This is a genomic window from Paraburkholderia sp. CI3, from assembly GCF_050436505.1.
Classification (GTDB): Bacteria; Pseudomonadota; Gammaproteobacteria; order Burkholderiales; family Burkholderiaceae; genus Paraburkholderia; species Paraburkholderia tuberum.
This window is the reverse complement of the sequence record NZ_JBNDMI010000002.1, coordinates 809,576-828,315: the sequence shown is the minus strand read 5'-3', so window position 1 is coordinate 828,315 and position 18,740 is coordinate 809,576. Positions and strand designations below refer to the sequence as shown.

Sequence of the window (18,740 nt, the reverse complement as noted above, 5' to 3'; positions counted from 1 at the left end):
GCGCGGACTTCTCCGGCAAGGCTCGAATGTTGCTGCATGAACCAGATGCCCGTTCGAGATGGCGCGTAACGACGCGAATCGACGGCAGAACAAACGAGGAGGGCGCGATGCAAGATCCCCAATCGACCGACACCCCGCAGCAGAGCGCGACGCCAGGCGGCGAGCAGTCCGCGAGGCCAGATAACCGCGCCGCGCCCACGATGTCCGACGAAGTCAAAGCCCGCAACAAGCCGAGCGGTACGCACTACGTCGAGCCGAGTCCGCTCGGCATCGAACCGGTCGTGCAGACCGGCGTGGACAAAGCGACCAATCCGCCACGGTCGAGCGAGCGGCCGCGCCAGGGCGCCGAAGTGCCGCTCGGCAGCGGCGAGCACGCGGAGCCGCCGGGGGGCGGCGGGCGCGAATCGCACCACAAGCAGCCGGGCGAGCAATGACGCTGCGCGTTGCGTGCCAGCCGTGCATCCAACCCGTCAACACCCAACCGGAGAAAGCGCATGCAACCGGACAATCCAACCCAATCGATGAACCCCGGCGACGAAGCGCCGCCCAACACGCCGGGCGCTGGCGAAGACCTGTGCGCCGCCTGCCACGGTACGGGCAAGGTCGAGGGCGCTCGCTGCGCGGTGTGCGGCGGCACGGGCAAGGTGCTGCAGGGCATCGGCGGAGGCTAGCCGGCTGCTCGTGCGCAGGTTCGCGGCAACCGCATCACAAGCCAGGAGCAACCATGTTCAACGAGTCCAGGCACGGCTTCGACGCCGCGCAGACCGAATACGAAGCGTTCATGCTGGAGCCGCACGACTGGGTGCCGAACAACAGCAAGCTGCCGGTCGTGCTGTACCGGCGCGCGCTGTCGCCCGGCAGCGGCAATCTGCCCGCCGCGTTCGAAATCCTCTTCGAGCGCAATGCATGGCCCGCGCAGTGGCGCAACGGCATCTTCGATTTCCATCACTTTCACGCGACCGCGCACGAGGTGCTCGGCGTGACAGACGCGAGCGCCGAGGTGATCGTCGGCGGGCCGGGCGGACGCGTGGTGACGGTGCACGCGGGCGACGTGCTGTTGCTGCCGGCCGGCACCGGCCATTGTCTGCAATCGTTCGAGCGGCATTTTCAGGTGGTGGCGGGCTATCCGTTCGGGCAGCAATGGGACATTCGCCGCGAAGCGCTGACGCCGCAGGAACTCACCGAGATGCTGGCGTTGCCGTTTCCGCCGCTCGATCCGATCGACGGCAAGCATGGTCCCGTCATCGAGTTTTGGCTGCAGTCGGCCTGAACTTCGTCGTTCGCGAAGCAACCGACCTGCCGCGGCGTGGCGTGCAGAGTTGCGCGGTTAGGCGCATCATCTGTGGGCTTTGCCGCGATTTTCCCGCGCGCTTTCGGCGGTGACGCTGGCACGTGGGCGGTTCCACGTGCGGCTTCGCGTCCTTATCGACATGCCCGGACGCGCGCGCTTCGATGTCGACTCGATGCGCCGATCCGTCCGCGCGCTCCGCGGCGCGCGTCGGCCGTCTTCCGAATTGCCGAACAAGGAGCGTCCCATGCAAAACGATTCCGCCCTCGATCAGTTGTGCATCAACACGATCCGCACGCTGTCGATGGACGCCGTGCAGAAAGCCAATTCCGGCCACCCCGGCACGCCGATGGCGCTCGCGCCGGTCGCGTATCACCTGTGGCAACACCACCTGCGTTACGACCCTGACGAGCCGCTGTGGCCGAATCGCGACCGCTTCGTGCTGTCGGCCGGGCATGCGTCGATGCTGCTGTATTCGCTGCTGCATCTGGCCAACGTGAAAGCCGTCGACGAACACGGCAAGCCGACCGGCGCACCGGCCGTGTCGCTCGACGACATCGAGCATTTCCGCCAGATCGACAGCAATACGCCGGGCCACCCCGAGTACCGGATGACGACCGGCGTCGAGACCACCACGGGACCGCTTGGGCAAGGGCTCGGCAATAGCGTCGGCATGGCGATGGCCGCGCGCTGGTACGAGAGCCACTTCAATCGCTCGGACGCGCCGCTGTTCGACTACCGCGTGTACGCGATTTGCGGCGACGGCGACATGATGGAAGGCATCTCGCACGAAGCGGCCTCGCTCGCGGGGCATCTGAAGCTGTCGAACCTGATCTGGATTTACGACAGCAACCGCGTGACGATCGAAGGCCATACGGACCTCGCGTATAGCGACGATGTGGCAAGCCGCTTTCACGGCTACAACTGGCACACGCTGCACGTCGGCGATGCGAACGACACCGCCGCGCTGGAAAAGGCGCTGGTCGAAGCGAAGAGCGTGACCGACCGGCCGACGCTGATCGTGGTCCACAGCATCATCGGTTGGGGGGCGCCGAACAAGCAGGACACCGCGTCCGCGCATGGCGAAGCGCTCGGCGTCGAGGAAGTCGCGCTCGCCAAGAAATTCTACGGCTGGCCCGAGGACAAGTTCTTCTACGTGCCCGAGGGCGTGCACGAGCGCTTCGCGCAGGGCATCGGCGCGCGCGGCAAGGCGGCGCGCGAACAATGGCAGGCGAAGTTCGACAGCTACAAAAAGCAGTATGCGGAGCTCGCGCGCGAATTTGCGCAGATCGAGGCGCACGAATTGCCGCAGGGCTGGGACAGCGACATCCCGAGTTTCAACGCGGACCCGAAGGGCATCGCGACACGCGAATCGTCGGGCAAGGTGCTCAATGCGATTGCCGCGCGTGTGCCGTGGATGATCGGCGGCGCGGCGGACCTGTCGCCGTCGACGAAAACCAACCTGAAGTTCGAAGGCGCCGGCAGCTTCCAGGCGGATCACTATGCCGGCCGCAATCTGCACTTCGGCATTCGCGAGCATGCGATGGGCGCGGTGGTCAACGGTCTTGCGCTATCGAATCTGCGCGCGTACGGCTCGACGTTCCTGATCTTCAGCGACTACATGAAGCCGCCGATCCGCCTGTCCGCGATCATGGAAGTGCCGGCTATCTATGTGTTCACGCACGATTCGATCGGGCTCGGCGAAGACGGTCCGACGCATCAGCCGATCGAGCAGCTCGCGTCGCTGCGCGGCGTGCCCGGCCTCACGGTGCTGCGTCCCGGCGACGCGAACGAAGCGGCCGAGGCATGGCGCGTTGCGCTGACGCAGCCGCATCGGCCGGCATGCATCGTCTTGTCGCGCCAGCCGCTGCCGACGCTCGACCGGAGCCGCTATGCGCCCGCGAGCGGCGTCAGGCACGGTGCGTATGTCCTCGCCGATGCGCCCGACGGCAAGAAGCCCGAGGTGATCCTGATGGCGACCGGCAGCGAGCTATCGATCTGCGCCGACGTGTACGAGAAGCTGAAGAGCGAGGGCATCGCGGCGCGCGTCGTGTCGATGCCGTCGTGGGACATCTTCGAGCGCGAGGACGGCGCGTATCAGGAGTCGGTGCTGCCTGCGGACGTCGAGGCGCGCGTCGCGGTCGAGCAGGCTGCGTCGCTCGGCTGGGATCGGTATACAGGACGGCTCGGTGCGCAGGTCGTCATGCATACGTTCGGCGCGTCGGCGCCGATCGCGGATCTGAAGAAGAAATTCGGTTTCACGCCGGAAGTCGTGTATCAGGCGGCGAAGCAGCAGATCGAGCGGGTGAAGAAGGGGAAGGGCACTTGAGCGTGCGGCGCTCGACGACGTCGTGAACGCTTGATGCGAAAAGCGGTGGGCCGGCGGGATCTATCCGTTTCGATCAGGCGTGCGGCCACGGTTTGCGGCCGCTTGCCGGCCTACTCGGTCGCGAGGCCGGACGCCTCGCCGCGCCATGAAAGGAGACTTCAAATGGCCGAGATCAATAAGGAAGACGTTGTTGCGGTGCTGAACCGGATTCTCGAATCCGAGTTGGCCGGCGTCGTCCGATATACGCACTATTCGTTCCTTGTGTTCGGATTCGGACGCATTCCGATCAGGTCGTGGTTGCGCGCGCAGGCCGATGAATCGTTGTTGCACGCACAGCAGGCCGGCGAATGGATCACGACTCTGGGTGCCTATCCGTCGCTTGCGATCGGTCCTCTGCTCGACTCGCACACCTTCGATATCTCTTCGATCCTCCGCGAGTCGTTGCAAGCCGAGAATCTTGCGTTGCAGTTGTATCGCGACCTGCTGGCGCTCGTCGAGGACCGCTCGGTTGCACTCGAGGAATTCGCCCGTCAGATGATCCACGTCGAGGAGATGCACGCGGGCGAAGTCGACAAGATGCTGCGCCGCCCTGGGGAAATGACGACGTCGGAGGACAGCTAGTGCGGATGCCGATGATGGATATCGGGGAAATGCGCGTGCGAATGTGTAATAGGCAGATGCACGTGAACGTGCGTGTGCGGATCTTCACCGGCATAAGGAAACTCATGCGCGTGCTGATGGTGCTCGTCATGGCGATGCCGGTGCGTGTGTTCAAGAAACTCATGGCTGTGCTCATGCTCATGCCGCTCGCGCACATGTAGCCAGATACCCAGCGCCATCAGGGCGGCGGCAATCCAGAAAGACAGATTGGGTAGCGCGGGCCATATGATCAGCGAAAGCATGACACCGAACAGCGGCGCAACGGAAAAGTACGCGCCTGTACGCGCCGTACCGAGATGGCGAAGTGCAACAACGAACAGCACGAGGCTGATGCCGTAACCGCCAAGCCCGGTCAGCATCGCTGCCGCCATGGTTCCTGCTGACGGAAGCGAAGCGCCCGCCGCGATCGCAATGCCGAGATTCACGGGACCGGCCACCATCCCTTTGAGACACGCGATCACCATCGCGTCGTTCGCCGAGACCTTGCGCGTCAGGTTGTTGTCGATTGCCCAGCACAGACACGCGCCGACGATCAGTAACGCACCCACCGGCACGCCTGACTGTCCCGGATGCCACGACAGAAGCACGCCGCCCGCAACGATCGCCACCATCCCGAGAAAAACCTGAATGTCGACATTTTCCTGGAAGACCACCCAGGCAATCACTGCGGTCAACACACCCTCAAGGTTGAGCAATAACGAACTCGTTGCCGCTGGTGTGGTGGACAGGCCCAGCATCAGCAATGCGGGGCCGGCGACGCCACCCATCGCTATCGCCCCGATCAGCCAAGGCAACTCGCCTTTGGTGATGCGGTGGTCCGCGGCGGACTGAAGTCCGCGCGATCGGAAGGCACGCCACGCGATGCCGACGCCAAGCCCCAGGCCGCTACCGAGATAAAACAGTCCTGCGAGCATGAAGGGGCTGACTGAGCCGAGCAGCGACTTGGCCAACGGTGTCGCGGCGCCGAACAGCGCCGCGGCGATTAAGGCGGTGAATATCGCGCCGTATCCTGATCTCACCACTCCAACCTCTTGTCCGCAGCAGAAGGGACAGTTTACAGACCATCGCTGGGGTGACGGACGAAATTCGCCGTTCGGCGCGGCAGCGGTGAACCTGGTCGTCACCGACACGCGGCTCGACTATCGCGGCAAGGTCCATCGGTCGTTCAATACCGCCTGGACGAAATGATAGGGGCATACGTCGACGCACTTCGCACATGTTCGGAGCATCGAACTGTCGGCACGCCGCAGACATTTCGCCGCGAGGCTGTCCGTGCGCCACCACCACTCGCGAATCGCCTTCATGCCCGCGGCTGCCGCGCAAACCGATTCGATCGCGCGCGAACATGGCACACCCTGTGCGCTAGAGACCGCGGGTCCGCAACACTCTGCAGTTCAAGGATCTGCGGCCTCGCTCGATATGCTAAGCTGTCAGACAGTGCTCCGCACAAACGCACAAAAGTAGCGCACGATCGATGCTTTTCTCGGATGTATAAAGAGGAGAAGCGACCATGAAAATCCTATGGGTCGATGACCACGAAATTCTTTGCGTTGCTCTTTCCGAATATGTCCAAACACACGCGTCGGAACTGAGCGCAGCCCCAATCGACATCACGCCCGTCTTTACGCTTGCCAGCGCGCTTGAAGAAGTCAACAAGACACCGTGCCCGGACCTGGTATTCCTGGATCTTAATCTGGATGGTGAGAATCGTGGCGCCGCGACACTTGAGCATTTTCAGGCCGGAAATCCATCCAATGTTCCCGTGGTCATCTGCACAGGACTTGCTCCTGGAAACGATCATGAAGTTGAAATTTTGCGAATGTGCATGCGTGACTACGCCGCTCGAGGAATCCTGTTGAAAGGAGGCGCGCACAAAAAAATGTTCATTGGACTGAGCAGGATCTTAGGAGGTGAACTCTGGATTCCGGAAGAAGTCTTGCTCCGCTTTGCCTGCTCGACACAAGCGCCCTCAGCTAGCCGGAATCAGCATCATCTTGGGCTTTCTCCGCGAGAGTGGGATTTGGCGCGTTGCATTGCACGTGGCCTCTCAGGTAAACAGATCGCAAGAGAGCTTGGCGTCTCCGAGGGACATGTCAGACAGGTTTCTTGTGTTATTTACGACAAACTTCAAGTCAGAAACCGCGTTGAAGCTGCACTTCGAGTCAATGCCGAGCTTACCCTTGGAAGCGGGGCGGCAGATACGCGACTGTCGTGAAGATCTCTGCTACACCGCTCTTCATGTTTCCCTGCCATCACTTTTAACCGCCTTCGGTCGACGTTTTTGGCTTATGTTCTGCAAGTGTGGTCAATAAGGTTCGTTCCGAAACCGGTTTCGACAAAAGCTTGATGCCACTGACGGCTACTTTTTTGAGCACAGCTGACGAGGTGTCCCCCGACCACAGGATCGCAGGGATCGAAGCGTCGGTAGCAGCGCGGACCGCCGTAATCGCCGCAATGCCGTCCTCGTTTTCCAGCCGGTAGTCAGAGAGGATGAAGTGCGGACCGCTTGCCAAAGCCTCAATGCGCAACTGCTCGATGACGTCGGATGACGATTCCCCCGCCACGACGTAGCAGCCATGCTCGATCAGGCGCATCGATATTTCGATTCTTAAGTCGCTGTTGTCCTCGATGATCGCCACGACCATATTGGTCAGGTCCGGGTCGCCGTCTTCAACCGTTTGAACCTCGCGCAACTCCGGCGGTATGAGTCCCATGAACGGGACCGTAACCGAAAAACGCGATCCACGTCCTGGTGTCGAGTCCACGTCCAGTTTGTGACCAAGAAGGTTCGCGAGCCCCTGGACAATGGACAGACCCAGGCCGAACCCTTTTTCACGATTCCTCTCGGGATTATCGACCTGTACATAGCTTTTGAAGATATCCGCCTGTCGACCTTCAGGGATACCGATCCCGTTGTCCCAGACGCTTATCTTTATGCCGCTGCCTCGCCTCTGGCAACTCACCAGAACATGTCCCTTCTTGCCTCCCTGTTCGGAAGGCGTGTAACGGACCGCGTTGATCACCATATTCCGGACGATCCTGTCCAACGCATGTCGATCCGTACGGACCAGATAGGGGCGACTACGGAGTCTTAACTTCAGCCCCTTCGTCTCAGCCAGCGGCTGCATATCCACGACTATGCCGCGTAAAAGGGAAGGCAGCGCCACCTCCTGAATTTCTACATTCCAGGTGCCGGACTCGAGGCGGCAGATATCCAGTGCCCCGTTAATCATTCCTTCCATCGCGTCCACTTGCCTTTGCGCAATCGAGACGCCTTCGACCAGATTGGTCGATTTAATGCTCCGCCCGATGAAATTTAACTTCAGGCCGAGCGTGGTGAGCGGTTGACGCAGGTCATGGCTTATCGCAGCGATCAGCAGGTTCTTCTCCGCCGTTGCCGCTACAGCCTGAGAACGCGCCTCCTCGAGAATAATCTCTTTAACATATGCGCGTTTCTGACTGTAAAAAATAAACCACGCGAGGAAACAATAGCCAATTAGTTGAGCCGTATAAAAGCCCAGCATTGCTGGCCGGTAAATAAATAGAGGTGGTCCCAAGCTAAATCCGAACGGGATAGCCCCGAGCACGAATGAACCTAAATTCGCACGAAGACTCGGTGCGAGCAGCAGCAAGGTAAATGTATGGCTGATTAGCGTGTACTCAAGGAAGCCAGAACTGGCCAATTTGACGTAGGGAGCATGGCCCGAGAAATCGGGTGGGGTGAGCCCAAAGCTACCCGCCGCCCACCAGAACGATGTCAGTGTGACGACTGCAGCCCATGTCCAGTGCATCTGCTCGACCGCGTCGACGCTGGCGTGCTTCGGGAGCGCCATGGTCTTTTTCAGCAAGTATGCTGCCATGGGAGTGGCTATCCCCCACAGTCCCAGGACCCAGACGACACGGAACCAAAGATAGCTATCCGACGTCTTGATCCACGATCCATATATGCACAACAGTGTGGCTCCGACCGACACTAGCGCGGTCCAACATACCGCTCGACGGGACAGCGATTTCAATAACTCACGTTTGACATAGAGATTCTGCTCGGTACTGAGTGCTGCAACGGGTCCCAGAAAAGGATTCACAAATTCAGCGAATCTGCGGAGCTCGATTTCGTGAGCCGTTTCACCCGCCCACAGTGATGTTTTGGCCCCGCGCTTTTCGCCCGAGTCAGAATCACGTCGTGTTTGAATACGGGACGCCATAGCAGGCCTCCGAGAATCAAGTGCAGCTACGCTCCGTTATGCAAGCTTTGTGTTCCCCTGCCATCTCTTTCACCCGCCTTCGGTCAATGTTTTTGGCTTATGTTCTGCAAGTGCGGTCAATAAGGTTCGTTCCGAAACCGGTTTCGACAAAAGCTTGATGCCACTGACGGCTACTTTTTTGAGCACAGCTGACGAGGTGTCTCCCGACCACAGGATCGCAGGGATCGAAGCGTCGGTAGCAGCGCGGACCGCCGTAATCGCCGCAATGCCGTCCTCGTTTTCCAGCCGGTAGCCGGAGAGGATGAAGTGCGGACCACTTGCCAGAGCCTCAATGCGCAACTGCTCGATGACGTCGGATGATGATTCCCCCGCCACGACGTAGCAGCCATGCTCGATCAGGCGCATCGATATTTCGATTCTTAAGTCGCTGTTGTCCTCGATGATCGCCACGACCATATTGGTCAGGTCCGGGTCGCCGTCTTCAACCGTTTGAACCTCGCGCAACTCCGGCGGTATGAGTCCCATGAACGGGACCGTAACCGAAAAACGCGATCCACGTCCTGGTGTCGAGTCCACGTCCAGTTTGTGACCAAGAAGGCTCGCGAGACCCTGGACAATGGACAGACCCAGGCCGAACCCTTTTTCACGATTCCTCTCGGGATTATCGACCTGTACATAGCTTTTGAAGATATCCGCCTGTCGACCTTCAGGGATACCGATCCCGTTGTCCCAGACGCTTATCTTTATGCGGCTGCCTCGCCTCTGGCAACTCACCAGAACATGTCCCTTCTTGCCTCCCTGTTCGGAAGGCGTGTAACGGACCGCATTGAGCACCATATTCCGGACGATCCTGTCCAACGCATGTCGATCCGTACGGACCAGATAGGGGCGACTACGGAGTCTTAACTTCAGCCCCTTTGCCTCAGCCAGCGGCTGCATATCCACGACTATGCCGCGTAAAAGGGAAGGCAGCGCCACCTCCTGAATTTCTACATTCCAGGTGCCGGACTCGAGGCGGCAGATATCCAGTGCCCCGTTAATCATCCCTTCCATTGCATCCACTTGCCTTTGCGCAATCGAGACGTCTTCAACCAGATTGGTCGATTTAATGCCCCGCCCGATGAAATCTAACTTCAGGCCGAGCGTGGTGAGCGGTTGACGCAGGTCATGGCTTATTGCGGCGATAAATTGGTTCTTCTCCGCCGTTGCCGCTACAGCCTGAGATCGCGCCTCCTCGAGAACAACCTCTTTTACACATGTGCGTTGCTGATCGTTGCAAATGAACCATGCGACGACACAATAGCCAATTATTTGAGCCGTATACCAGTCAAACATTCCTGGCCGGTTAATAAAGAACAGTGGTGCCATGTTAAATCCGAATGGGATAGTGCCAATCACGAGTGCGCCTAAAGCCGCACGAAGACTGGGTGCGAGCAGCAGCAACGTAAATGCCTGGCAGATCATCGTCAGTTCCAGAAAGCCATACCGGCCGAATCTAAAGTAATAACCATGGAGGACCACGAATTTGGGTGGGATGAGCCCAAAGCTGGCCGCCGCCCACCAGAAAGATGTCAGCATGACCAATGCAGCCCATGCCCAGTGCATCTGCTCGACCGCGTTGACGCTGGCGTGCTTCGGGAGCGTCATGGTCTTTTTCAGCAAGTATGCTGCCAAAGGAGCGGCTATCCCCCACAGTCCCAGGATCCAGACGATACGGAACAAGGGATAAATATCCGATGTTTTGATCCACGATCCGAATACGAACCAGAACGGGCTTCCGACCAGCAGTAGCGCGATCCAATATACCGATCGGCGGGACAGCGATTGCAATAACTCGCGTTTGACGAGGAGATTCTGCTCAGTACTGAGTGCTGCAACCGGTCCCACAAAAAGATTCATAAATTCAGCGAATCTGCGGCGCTCGATTGTGTGAGCCGTTTCGCCCGCGCACAGTGATGTTCTGGCCCCGGGCTTTTCGCCCGCGTCGGAATCACGTGGTGTTCGAGTACAGGACGCCATAACAGGCCTCCGGGAATCAGGTGCAGCTACACGCCATTGTGCTAGCGGTCCGCCAGCAAGTCGATGGACAAGTGTTCTGTTTTTTGCCGAACAAAAGTTCGTGATCCACGCAGGTGGTCCCTACCCGAGATTTGTGCCCGCTGTGCCGAGCGTTGGGTGGAAGACCGTCAAAGCTGCTCAACGAGGGTAAGTATGAGGCTGATCTCTCGCGCTGCGCAGTACCACTAACTCGCGGTTGTCCTGATCAAGCACGGCTCGCCAATTGCGATATTGGGTGCTCGCTCCGCGTGTGCCGCGTCGAACTGCATCCGTAACCAGGCGTGCGCCGTACTCTCAAGAAATCACCCTAACGAATAATCGTAAAGCGACACCCAACATTTATTCTCCCGAAAAGGAACATTTAATGCCGAACATCAAATTATCGACGTAACTACAACTGACACGATTACACGGCGCAATAATGCAACATAATTCGATACAAGAAGGGCGTCAATCACCGCACAACGGCCCGCGTTCTTCTCTTGTCGAATGCCTGTTACGAGTACGGCTCTATAACCGGCCGATGCGGAAAACGCAGTGCGTACATGCGCGACGTTTTCCACCTCACTTTCAGGGAGATCGACATGATCCGCAATACGCCACCGAGTTAAGCCAGCTGAGTCGCGGACGACTCCACACCCCATATCAACCACAACTTGCAGTTTGTCTGCAGAACTGGCTGCAGTGTGCTATTCGGTTTCCCGATTGTTAAGTTAGCCATGAATCAAGGAGCTCCATGATGAAAACCCTTGCATGCCTTGTCCTCGCCAGCTGTGCGCTTGCCAGCCCGGTCGTCAGCTTCGCTCAGAGCACCGCGCCCGTCACCCGTGCGCAGGTGCGCGCGGAACTGATCCGTCTCGAGCAGGCCGGCTATCACGTGGGCGACGGCGACCATACGACGTATCCCGAGCAAATTCAGGCTGCTGAAGCGAAGATCGCTGCACAGGACAGCCAGCAGGCGGGCAACAGTGACGTTGGCGGTACGACGACCAACGGCACCGCAGCTTCCGGCAGTGTCCAGCATGTGTCGAAGCCCTCGCCATCGTCGTGCGTCGGCCCCGCAAGTTATTGCAACCTTTTCTTCGGTAATTGACCGCGAGATGGCTCGCCCGACACCGCCCCGACGATCCGGGTAACGTGCCTGGATCGTCTGGGGGCGTCCTCACCGGTGGCGTCCGAATCTTCGGACCCTGCGCAACGAATTCCAGGTGAAATGATGAACCCGCGGTCGATACGCATCGCCGGCCACATGGTGTTGACCTCGTTGACACTTTACGTCGCCAATGTATTGCTGCGCACTAACAACAGCGTTGCAGGCGCGATGTTGCTGATCCTCGGGACGTTGGTCATACATCTCCTTCGCCCCTTAATCCATTCGAGCATCGAGCCGCCTTCGATGAGCTTTCGCGTCTGGCTCAACAAATCCTCGCTGCCAACGGACTTTCAGATCGGGCAAGCATCGCTTCGTTCGCACCCGACGCCGCGGGATACGGTTCTCGACAGCTTCTCAGCCTCGGCGCTCATCAGCCGTCCGTCGAAACGGTGGTAGCCTCCCACGCATCGATTTCCACGTTCAATGCCGACAACTTGTCTCGAACGAGCCCGAGTGCGTCGCTACCGAGCAAAAGACGCGTGGGCGGATGATCCGCTGCCATGGCGGCCAGCATTGCGCGCGCCGCTTTCCTGGGATCTCCCAACTGCTTGCCGCTATTTTCCTCGCGGGCCTGGCGGATGGGATTGAAAATATCGTCGTAATCCGAAATCGAGCGGGGGGTCCGCGTCATCGAGCGACCTGCCCAGTCAGTGCGAAATGAGCCCGGCGCCACGGCCGTCACGGCAATACCGAAGGGCTTGACCTCTTTGCCAAGCGCCTCGGAGATGCCCTCCAACGCAAACTTGCTCCCGCAGTAATAAGCGATTCCCGGCATCGTGATGTAGCCGCCCATCGATGTGATATTCAGAATGTGGCCGCGGCGGCGCTCACGCATGAACGGCAGGACGGCCTTCATCATGGCGACCGCACCAAATACATTCACATCGAACTGTCGGCGCATATCCGAGAGCGGCGATTCCTCCATGATGCCCTCGTGGCCGTAGCCGGCATTGTTGACCAGCACATCGATTGGGCCGACGCCAGCCTCGATTTCCGCCACGACGCCGTCGATCGCGTCGAAGTCGGTCACGTCGAGCACGCGTCCCCAAGCGGCATTCGCGGATACGGACTCGAATTCACGCTTTGCCTGGGCACTTCTCACCGTACCGACGACCTTGTGACCCACCGACAGCGCTTCCTGTGCGAGCGCGCGGCCAAAGCCGCTGCTGACGCCGGTGATGAGCAGAGTTTTGCTGGTTGCCATTGAAGCTTCTCCCGAATGTCGATTGGAGAGTGCATACTAATCTGACCAGCGAGGCAAATTAAGCCGAATTCCGCTGATTTTCTTGCATAAAACTATGAACACGATACGCGCTTTGGCCCAGCACCCAGCTCTATCCTCTCGAAGCCAGAAACGCATGATTGTCCTGCTACGCGCGTTGGCGCCTGACGAGGGCTACAACCTGACGGCACTGCCGAGCGTCCGCATCTTGCGGTCGAACCGGGCGCTATCGCGCACGCCCGTTCTGTACGATCCCGGTATCGTGATCGTCTGCCAGGGCCGCAAGCGAGGTTATTTCGGCGACCAGCTCTACCTGTACGACGAGCGTCACTACCTGGCCGTGTCCGTGCCCGTGCCGTTCAGCATGGAGACCGACGCAACCGAGGAGCGCCCACTGCTCGCGCTGTATCTGCACCTAGATTTCGCATTGGCCGCCGAACTTGCGGAGCGGATCGACCGCGAAGGCGTGGGGGAGTGCGCACCAGCACCTCAAAGCATGATGTCGACGCCGATGGATGACGCAATGCAAGCGTCCGTGCTGCGCTTCCTCGAGGCGATGCATCGGCCGCTCGAATCTGCTGTGTTGGGCGCCGGGCTGCTGCGTGAACTGTATTTCCGGGTGCTCACCGGAGCCCAGGGAGGCTCGTTGCGCGAGGCTTTGGCGATGCGAGGACAGTTCGGACAGATAGGCCGCTCACTCCGCCTGATTCATGCAAGCTATGCTCAGCCCCTCGACGTGAGGCAACTGGCCGACGAAGCGGGTATGAGCATTCCGAGTTTCCACAGCCACTTCAAGGCAATTACGCAGGTGTCGCCGATGCAATATGTGAAGTCGACGCGCCTTCATCAGGCTCGCCTGTTAATGGTGCGCGAGGAGCTAACCGCGGAGGCGGCGGGACACGCTGTGGGTTATGCGAGCCCGTCCCAGTTCAGCAGGGAATTCAGGCGTCTGTTTGGCTTGACGCCGGCCGCAGAGGCTAAGCGTATGCGCGAGAGCTTCGCGATCCCGGCAGTATTCGGTGATACAACTTATGTCTCGTCGCACTGAATTTGCCTCGGTTCGGTTCGATCGTAGATCAGTGATCGGACATCCACGAGTGTCTGCTAGACGGTGAGTCACAACCGGCACCGCTGAGCGCGAACGTTCGATATCGCACCGATTGTCCGAAAGTTAGGGGGGATAGTGGGACGGCGGCCGTTTTCAAGCGACGATGCAAACCACCGAGCCAACGGATCAACTGACTGCATGAAGGACTCGATCAACAACACACCGCTGGTCGGTCGGCTGCGCGACGTAGAAACCAAGTGGAAACGACCCCATGCCCAAGATTTTTTTCGAGCGGCCTGGTAAAGGCCCCGTGTTGACCACTTCTCTTGACGACGAATACGCAATCGCGGTCACGCGCCCAGATGGCTGTGCGTGTGTGGATGACGAAGCACGAACTCGTCGGGCCATGTGCCTGCGTGAGGGTTCGCGAAAACGTCGCAAGGCTAAAGTTCTTGCGCAGCAACGACTCGAAACCCGCGGGCAGATGCGATTGGTGGAATGACTATCGCTCCCATTCGCCGGAGTCTTCTTGAATCGAAGCCTGCGCGATAAACGCAACTCAGCTATGTCTGACTGCGCAAGAGCAGCCGCGGCCGGAGTTGTCGAGGCGCGGCGGCCGGGTCAAGCCACTTTCTATTCCACCGCGATGCAGTAACGTCGATCTCATTGAGCATCAGGCATCTCAAACAATAAACCGGGTAACACTGGTCGACAACCCAATGAGGCGGCTTCCGGATGGCTTCCAATCTCCTGTCGCCGAGACGAGACTCTTTTGAAGGCAGATCTAGCAGAGATGAGCGTACCAGCGGACACAGGATCCATCCCGCTTTGCCGAGGTTCGGCAAAGCCATCCCCAGGCTTGTTTCCGATAGCATGCCCGCGCTCACCTGACAAGGCGCCACGACACGCCCCAACCAACTGCCAATCGCGATCCAACGTGGCGCGAGAATTGATGGTTTTTGGCTTTGACGACGGCAGGCTTCAGATCGCGACACAACCCGTGCCCGCTTCCGCTGCTCAGAAACTTTATAACTAAAAAAATTGGAGAAATTGCAGAATGGACCTTTTCGATACAGCAATCCAAACTTTCCTGACGCACATTGCTTTGAGTTGCGCCATGTTGAACCACGCGATAAGAATCATCGCGGACCTATACACATTCAAAGGTTTGGTGCTCATGCCCGTATTGTGGTGGATATGGTTCAAACCCAGCCAGCGTGGCGAATGGGAGCGTGAAATGGTCGTCGCGACGATCGCGAGCGGCCTTCTGGCGCTCACACTATTCAGGCTCATTGCCCATTATTTGCCATTCCGTATGCGGCCTCTCTTTAATCCTGAACTGCACTTGAATTTTCCATCGGGTGGTCTGGACGCGGCCGTGCTGCCAGCCTGGAGCTCCTTTCCGAGTGACCACGCAATGCTGTGGATTTCGGTCGCAACTGGGATCTTTCTGGTTTGGCGCGGCGTCGGCATGCTCGCACTTTTATACACCGCGATCTTCATTTGTCTGCCGCGCGTTTATCTCGGCTGGCACTATCCGACCGACATACTTGCGGGGGCGGCGATTGGAGCGACCATCACCTGGATAATGACTCGGGACGCCGTTAGAACGTGTTTTTCAGTGCCGATTCTGGGGTGGATGCACAAATTTCCCGGGCCCTTTTATACCCTGTCGTTTGCCTTGTGTTTTGAACTGGTAACCCAGTTCAACGAGTTACTGGTTCTGGGGCGGTCGGTATTGCAAGGCCAATGACCACGCGGGGAAAACGCGCGCGCCAGGCTGAGATCGACCAAGCGTATCTGATCGATACCGCCAGTCCATTGTCATTTGATGGGGCGCAGCGAGTGCTTGATAGTCGGCAATCGCACAGGCTCCTCATGACGTGACGGTTTCACCCGACGTGTTGACCTCGATCCCCCAGTTGCCTTGCTCGAGCCAGTCATCGCCGAGCAGTACCGCCGGATGCTGGGTGCGGCTCTGCCCGTTCGCAGCCGTCGTGTCGGACACCGCGACGGCCTTGCAGGAGCTTCACGGGCTTCTACATCCCGGCGAGCAGGCGAGATTGATGACACCCAATCCCATAGAACCGGTCCAGGGACTGCAAGCCGAGCAGGGTGGCATACTCCATCAAATGGTGGCCGCGATTCGCGTGCCCGACAGCACGCATGATGCAATTCGGCGTGCGTTTAAGGCACGCGGCCAGGATCAAGCGTAGCGAGATAAACTAATCCAATGTGTCGTCTTCAATAGCCGTTTTGCCTGGCGGTTTCAAGGGTGAAGCGCAACGGGGTTAATGAAACGCAGGCGGAGGCAGTGAAGCGGCTTCGAGCATGCGTGCGAAGACCTCCAGAGGCGAGTGAAATGCGTGCGTAGCACGTGGCCTGCTATTCATGCTGTCAGCGATGGCGTCAAGTTCATCCTGGCTGCACACGGACAGATCCGTACCTTTGGGCAGGTACTGACGCAGCAACCCGTTGGTGTTCTCGCAGGTGCCGCGTTGCCACGGACTGTGCGGGTCGCAGAAGTACACGCGCACGCCGGTGGCGGCAGTGAGTTCGGTATGTCGCGCCATTTCCTTGCCCTGATCGTAGGTCAGGCTCTGGCGCATCGGAGCGGCGATGGAGTTCAGTTTGGCGCTGAAGCCAGCCAGCGCGGAGGCGGCAGTGGCGTCGTTCATCTTCGCCAGCAGCACAAGCCGGCTGGAACGCTCGACCAGCACGCCCACGGCGGAGCGGTTGCCCGCGCCCTTGATGAAGTCGCCCTCCCAATGTCCGGGCATGACGCGATCGTCGACTTCAGGAGGACGCACATGGATGCTCAGCATGCCGGCCAGCTGGCCGCGCCTGTCGTTGCCGCGACTGCGCGGCATACGCGTATTGTGGGTCTGGCGCAGACACGCGATGAGCTGGCGACGCAGCTCGCCGCGCGGCCGCGCGTAGATCGCGTTGTAGATCGTCTCGTGCGAGACATGCATGCTCGGGTCATCAGGCCACATGCGTTTCAGGGTACCGGAGATCTGCTGTGGCGACCACTTCCAGTCCAGCAGGCTGAGCACAATGCGCCACAGCGCGCCTTGCGGGTCCAGTTTGTGCGACGGGCGAGCCGCCGCCCGACGGCTCGAACTGATGGCCTGCGCGTGAACCGAAGCGTAGCCACGCACAGCAAGGGTATTGCGTGCCAGCTCGCGGCTTACGCTCGACGCCGAGCGGCGATCGTTCGGGCCATGGCCCGAACGATCAACCCCTGCTGTTTCATGCTGGCAATAGTGAGACGTTCTTCAGGCTGCAACTGCTGATATGTTCGCGAATTCATGTGCGCACCTTAGCAGGTCCAAGGTGTTGCACTTCACAATTGAGGCCGCCCCTTTATTGCTGAAGAATTGTCTGGAAGCGCACAGATTCCCCCGATATGCCTCGTATGCTTTAGCGCTATAAGCGAAGCCAAAATGACAACCAGATGGCTTCTCGAGGCCCTTCGCACACACCAACTTTTTTCTACCGTCGCAATCTGTGTTCCCAGTCGCGGCTATTCGGTCACGCTACGCCCGACGAAATTGAACCGCCTGGTCGCATTGCGCTCATTTGCGCCCGGTTGCCAGCCTTGATTGCTCTCATTGGCCGGCTGGCGACTTTGTGGTTGGGGTCGCAAGCGAGTTGTTAACCCCGTAAGCGGGGGGGCGGGACGTCGAGCGACTGTTCGCGCTATTCGGCTGGCCCGAGGTCGACGACGCGGCGCCGCTGTCCGTGTTGGTGGCGCCAGGCGTGCCGTAGCCACTCGTTGCAGCGGCCGGCGACTGTGTGGTCGGAGTCGCCAGCGTGTTGTTGCTTTGTGCATATACGCTGCCCGACAGCGTGAGTGCGGCGACGGCCGCGATCAATGTGCTGGTTGCCTTCTTCATGACACGCGTCTCCTTGGTTGGACTGCGATTTCGACGCAAACGATGCTTCCGCACCGTTTCCGTCGTGCTCGCCTAATGCCAAGTTTAGGAAAGCGATGGCTGATAGTTACGCGCATTATTCACAATGGTGAATATCGATTTTCGGCGCTAACCGGGTAACCTGACGCGCGCTGGTCCCCAATCTGAGGCTATCAGTCACCGCGCGCAAGACGCCCACTGCGGCCGCCATTATTTCTCTTCCCGCATCCACGGCGTAAACGTGATTCCGACCAGCAATCCTTCCGGCCCGATGAAGCGACTGACCGTCTGGCCCCACGGCTCATTCCGGTTCCTGACCAGCATCCGATACCCTTGCGATTCAAGTTCCGCCGTTGCCGCCTGGACGTCGTCGACATCAAACTCGATCCAGGCTTGCGGGATGGGTACGTCGCGAGGCCACGAATCCGTGCCGAAGCACGACTGCGAGGCGTGGGAGAGCGGCCACAAGGCGAAAGAGTTTGCGCCGTTCAGACCCTCCGTATGGAGATAGCCGCCGTTCTCTTCCTTGAAGGGGATACCGAAGGCCCGACCGTAGAGATCGCGGCTTGCCTGGGCTTCAATCACAATCGGGCCAAAACCTGCGATGAACAAGGCCGTGGCTTTTGGGATCTTTTCCATGGCTTCTCCTTTGCCGCGAAAGAGCGGCGCGATGAAGAACGAACAGGTTCGCCCACGCCCATCGAACTGATCTGGCGGCGAGTTTTCCGGTACCGCGGGGCATGGCATGGTTGAGTGTAGGCTTGTTTCGGGTGGCCGGCGATGCATCGCGCGGCGCCGTGGCGCGTGCGTCGAGGCGAAACGGCGTTGGCACGCTTTACCGTCGCTTTGCAAGAATTGCA

Annotated in this window: 18 protein-coding genes and 2 pseudogenes; 12 read left to right on the top strand and 8 right to left on the bottom strand. The window is 59.4% G+C overall.

Annotated elements, in window-relative coordinates; all coding sequences use genetic code 11:
* The first annotated feature begins 107 nt into the window (after positions 1–107).
* The 5 genes from OKW29_RS06665 to OKW29_RS06645 all read left to right on the top strand — a co-directional run bounded on the left by OKW29_RS06665 (position 108) and on the right by OKW29_RS06645 (position 4,238).
* Positions 108–434, top strand: a complete 327-nt coding sequence (locus OKW29_RS06665; protein ID WP_429290420.1) for a hypothetical protein — start codon at positions 108–110, stop codon at positions 432–434.
* A gap of 60 nt (positions 435–494) precedes the next feature.
* The gene (locus OKW29_RS06660; RefSeq protein ID WP_184047024.1) at positions 495–671 is read left to right on the top strand and encodes a hypothetical protein; all 177 of its coding nucleotides are present in this window, start codon (positions 495–497) and stop codon (positions 669–671) included.
* 53 nt (positions 672–724) lie between these two features.
* Positions 725–1,270, top strand: a complete 546-nt coding sequence (locus OKW29_RS06655) for a cupin (RefSeq protein WP_429290419.1) — start codon at positions 725–727, stop codon at positions 1,268–1,270.
* 265 nt (positions 1,271–1,535) lie between these two features.
* The gene (gene tkt, locus OKW29_RS06650; RefSeq protein WP_429290418.1) at positions 1,536–3,617 is read left to right on the top strand and encodes a transketolase; all 2,082 of its coding nucleotides are present in this window, start codon (positions 1,536–1,538) and stop codon (positions 3,615–3,617) included.
* 162 nt (positions 3,618–3,779) lie between these two features.
* On the top strand, positions 3,780–4,238 hold the full coding sequence (locus OKW29_RS06645) for a ferritin-like domain-containing protein (protein ID WP_018425186.1): 459 nt from the start codon (positions 3,780–3,782) through the stop codon (positions 4,236–4,238).
* Here OKW29_RS06645 and OKW29_RS06640 read toward each other — a convergent pair.
* A complete protein-coding gene (locus tag OKW29_RS06640) occupies positions 4,235–5,299 on the bottom strand; it encodes a DMT family transporter (protein ID WP_429290747.1) in 1,065 nt (354 codons plus the stop codon). The two genes, OKW29_RS06645 and OKW29_RS06640, sit on opposite strands and share 4 nt — an antisense overlap.
* Here OKW29_RS06640 and OKW29_RS06635 point away from each other — a divergent pair.
* Together OKW29_RS06635 and OKW29_RS06630 are read left to right on the top strand one after the other, a co-directional pair.
* Complete coding sequence (locus OKW29_RS06635; protein WP_429290769.1) at positions 5,220–5,465, top strand: hypothetical protein; 246 nt, start codon at positions 5,220–5,222, stop codon at positions 5,463–5,465. The genes OKW29_RS06640 and OKW29_RS06635 overlap by 80 nt on opposite strands.
* 322 nt (positions 5,466–5,787) lie before the next feature.
* A complete protein-coding gene (locus OKW29_RS06630; protein ID WP_429290417.1) occupies positions 5,788–6,492 on the top strand; it encodes a LuxR C-terminal-related transcriptional regulator in 705 nt (234 codons plus the stop codon).
* Between the two features lie 43 nt (positions 6,493–6,535).
* On the opposite strand, the gene OKW29_RS06625 is transcribed toward OKW29_RS06630, so the two are convergent.
* Positions 6,536–8,482: a hybrid sensor histidine kinase/response regulator gene (locus tag OKW29_RS06625; RefSeq protein ID WP_429290416.1), complete on the bottom strand. Its 1,947-nt coding sequence runs from the start codon at positions 8,480–8,482 to the stop codon at positions 6,536–6,538.
* A gap of 69 nt (positions 8,483–8,551) precedes the next feature.
* Positions 8,552–10,501: a hybrid sensor histidine kinase/response regulator gene (locus OKW29_RS06620; RefSeq protein WP_429290415.1), complete on the bottom strand. Its 1,950-nt coding sequence runs from the start codon at positions 10,499–10,501 to the stop codon at positions 8,552–8,554.
* 775 nt (positions 10,502–11,276) lie between these two features.
* Between OKW29_RS06620 and OKW29_RS06615 the strand changes: the two genes are divergently transcribed.
* On the top strand, positions 11,277–11,633 hold the full coding sequence (locus tag OKW29_RS06615; protein ID WP_429290414.1) for a DUF4148 domain-containing protein: 357 nt from the start codon (positions 11,277–11,279) through the stop codon (positions 11,631–11,633).
* A 120-nt stretch (positions 11,634–11,753) separates the two neighbouring features.
* Positions 11,754–12,089 (top strand): hypothetical protein, encoded by a 336-nt coding sequence (locus tag OKW29_RS06610; RefSeq protein ID WP_184062307.1) that lies wholly within the window; start codon positions 11,754–11,756, stop codon positions 12,087–12,089.
* Here the strand turns inward: OKW29_RS06610 and OKW29_RS06605 are convergent.
* Complete coding sequence (locus OKW29_RS06605) at positions 12,064–12,897, bottom strand: oxidoreductase (protein ID WP_429290413.1); 834 nt, start codon at positions 12,895–12,897, stop codon at positions 12,064–12,066. The genes OKW29_RS06610 and OKW29_RS06605 overlap by 26 nt on opposite strands.
* A 154-nt stretch (positions 12,898–13,051) precedes the next feature.
* Here OKW29_RS06605 and OKW29_RS06600 point away from each other — a divergent pair, with 154 nt between their 5' ends.
* The 3 genes from OKW29_RS06600 to OKW29_RS06590 all read left to right on the top strand — a co-directional run bounded on the left by OKW29_RS06600 (position 13,052) and on the right by OKW29_RS06590 (position 15,716).
* Positions 13,052–13,963, top strand: a complete 912-nt coding sequence (locus OKW29_RS06600; protein WP_429290412.1) for an AraC family transcriptional regulator — start codon at positions 13,052–13,054, stop codon at positions 13,961–13,963.
* A gap of 271 nt (positions 13,964–14,234) precedes the next feature.
* A complete protein-coding gene (locus tag OKW29_RS06595) occupies positions 14,235–14,465 on the top strand; it encodes a hypothetical protein (RefSeq protein WP_429290411.1) in 231 nt (76 codons plus the stop codon).
* A 555-nt stretch (positions 14,466–15,020) separates the two neighbouring features.
* The gene (locus tag OKW29_RS06590; RefSeq protein ID WP_429290410.1) at positions 15,021–15,716 is read left to right on the top strand and encodes a phosphatase PAP2 family protein; all 696 of its coding nucleotides are present in this window, start codon (positions 15,021–15,023) and stop codon (positions 15,714–15,716) included.
* Positions 15,717–15,839: 123 nt separating this feature from the next.
* Here OKW29_RS06590 and OKW29_RS06585 read toward each other — a convergent pair.
* The 4 genes and pseudogenes from OKW29_RS06585 to OKW29_RS06570 form a co-directional block, all read right to left on the bottom strand.
* Positions 15,840–15,968, bottom strand: a pseudogene (locus OKW29_RS06585) (DUF3079 domain-containing protein); the annotation flags it as partial.
* Positions 15,969–16,254: 286 nt separating this feature from the next.
* Positions 16,255–17,276 (bottom strand): annotated as a pseudogene (locus tag OKW29_RS06580) (IS30 family transposase).
* Between the two features lie 298 nt (positions 17,277–17,574).
* Complete coding sequence (locus tag OKW29_RS06575; protein ID WP_429290409.1) at positions 17,575–17,862, bottom strand: hypothetical protein; 288 nt, start codon at positions 17,860–17,862, stop codon at positions 17,575–17,577.
* A 228-nt stretch (positions 17,863–18,090) separates the two neighbouring features.
* Positions 18,091–18,519 (bottom strand): VOC family protein, encoded by a 429-nt coding sequence (locus OKW29_RS06570; RefSeq protein ID WP_187628060.1) that lies wholly within the window; start codon positions 18,517–18,519, stop codon positions 18,091–18,093.
* Positions 18,520–18,740: the final 221 nt, after the last annotated feature.

What these genes read in the sequence shown, in the direction of transcription:
- OKW29_RS06665 (WP_429290420.1), top strand. Translation starts at nt 108, where the DNA reads ATGCAAGATCCCCAATCGACCGACACCCCGCAGCAGAGCGCGACGCCA.
- OKW29_RS06660 (WP_184047024.1), top strand. Translation starts at nt 495, where the DNA reads ATGCAACCGGACAATCCAACCCAATCGATGAACCCCGGCGACGAAGCG.
- OKW29_RS06655 (WP_429290419.1), top strand. Translation starts at nt 725, where the DNA reads ATGTTCAACGAGTCCAGGCACGGCTTCGACGCCGCGCAGACCGAATAC.
- tkt (WP_429290418.1), top strand. Translation starts at nt 1,536, where the DNA reads ATGCAAAACGATTCCGCCCTCGATCAGTTGTGCATCAACACGATCCGC.
- OKW29_RS06645 (WP_018425186.1), top strand. Translation starts at nt 3,780, where the DNA reads ATGGCCGAGATCAATAAGGAAGACGTTGTTGCGGTGCTGAACCGGATT.
- OKW29_RS06630 (WP_429290417.1), top strand. Translation starts at nt 5,788, where the DNA reads ATGAAAATCCTATGGGTCGATGACCACGAAATTCTTTGCGTTGCTCTT.
- OKW29_RS06625 (WP_429290416.1), bottom strand. Translation starts at nt 8,482, where the DNA reads ATGGCGTCCCGTATTCAAACACGACGTGATTCTGACTCGGGCGAAAAG.
- OKW29_RS06620 (WP_429290415.1), bottom strand. Translation starts at nt 10,501, where the DNA reads ATGGCGTCCTGTACTCGAACACCACGTGATTCCGACGCGGGCGAAAAG.
- OKW29_RS06615 (WP_429290414.1), top strand. Translation starts at nt 11,277, where the DNA reads ATGATGAAAACCCTTGCATGCCTTGTCCTCGCCAGCTGTGCGCTTGCC.
- OKW29_RS06610 (WP_184062307.1), top strand. Translation starts at nt 11,754, where the DNA reads ATGATGAACCCGCGGTCGATACGCATCGCCGGCCACATGGTGTTGACC.
- OKW29_RS06605 (WP_429290413.1), bottom strand. Translation starts at nt 12,897, where the DNA reads ATGGCAACCAGCAAAACTCTGCTCATCACCGGCGTCAGCAGCGGCTTT.
- OKW29_RS06600 (WP_429290412.1), top strand. Translation starts at nt 13,052, where the DNA reads ATGATTGTCCTGCTACGCGCGTTGGCGCCTGACGAGGGCTACAACCTG.
- OKW29_RS06595 (WP_429290411.1), top strand. Translation starts at nt 14,235, where the DNA reads ATGCCCAAGATTTTTTTCGAGCGGCCTGGTAAAGGCCCCGTGTTGACC.
- OKW29_RS06590 (WP_429290410.1), top strand. Translation starts at nt 15,021, where the DNA reads ATGGACCTTTTCGATACAGCAATCCAAACTTTCCTGACGCACATTGCT.
- OKW29_RS06575 (WP_429290409.1), bottom strand. Translation starts at nt 17,862, where the DNA reads ATGAAGAAGGCAACCAGCACATTGATCGCGGCCGTCGCCGCACTCACG.
- OKW29_RS06570 (WP_187628060.1), bottom strand. Translation starts at nt 18,519, where the DNA reads ATGGAAAAGATCCCAAAAGCCACGGCCTTGTTCATCGCAGGTTTTGGC.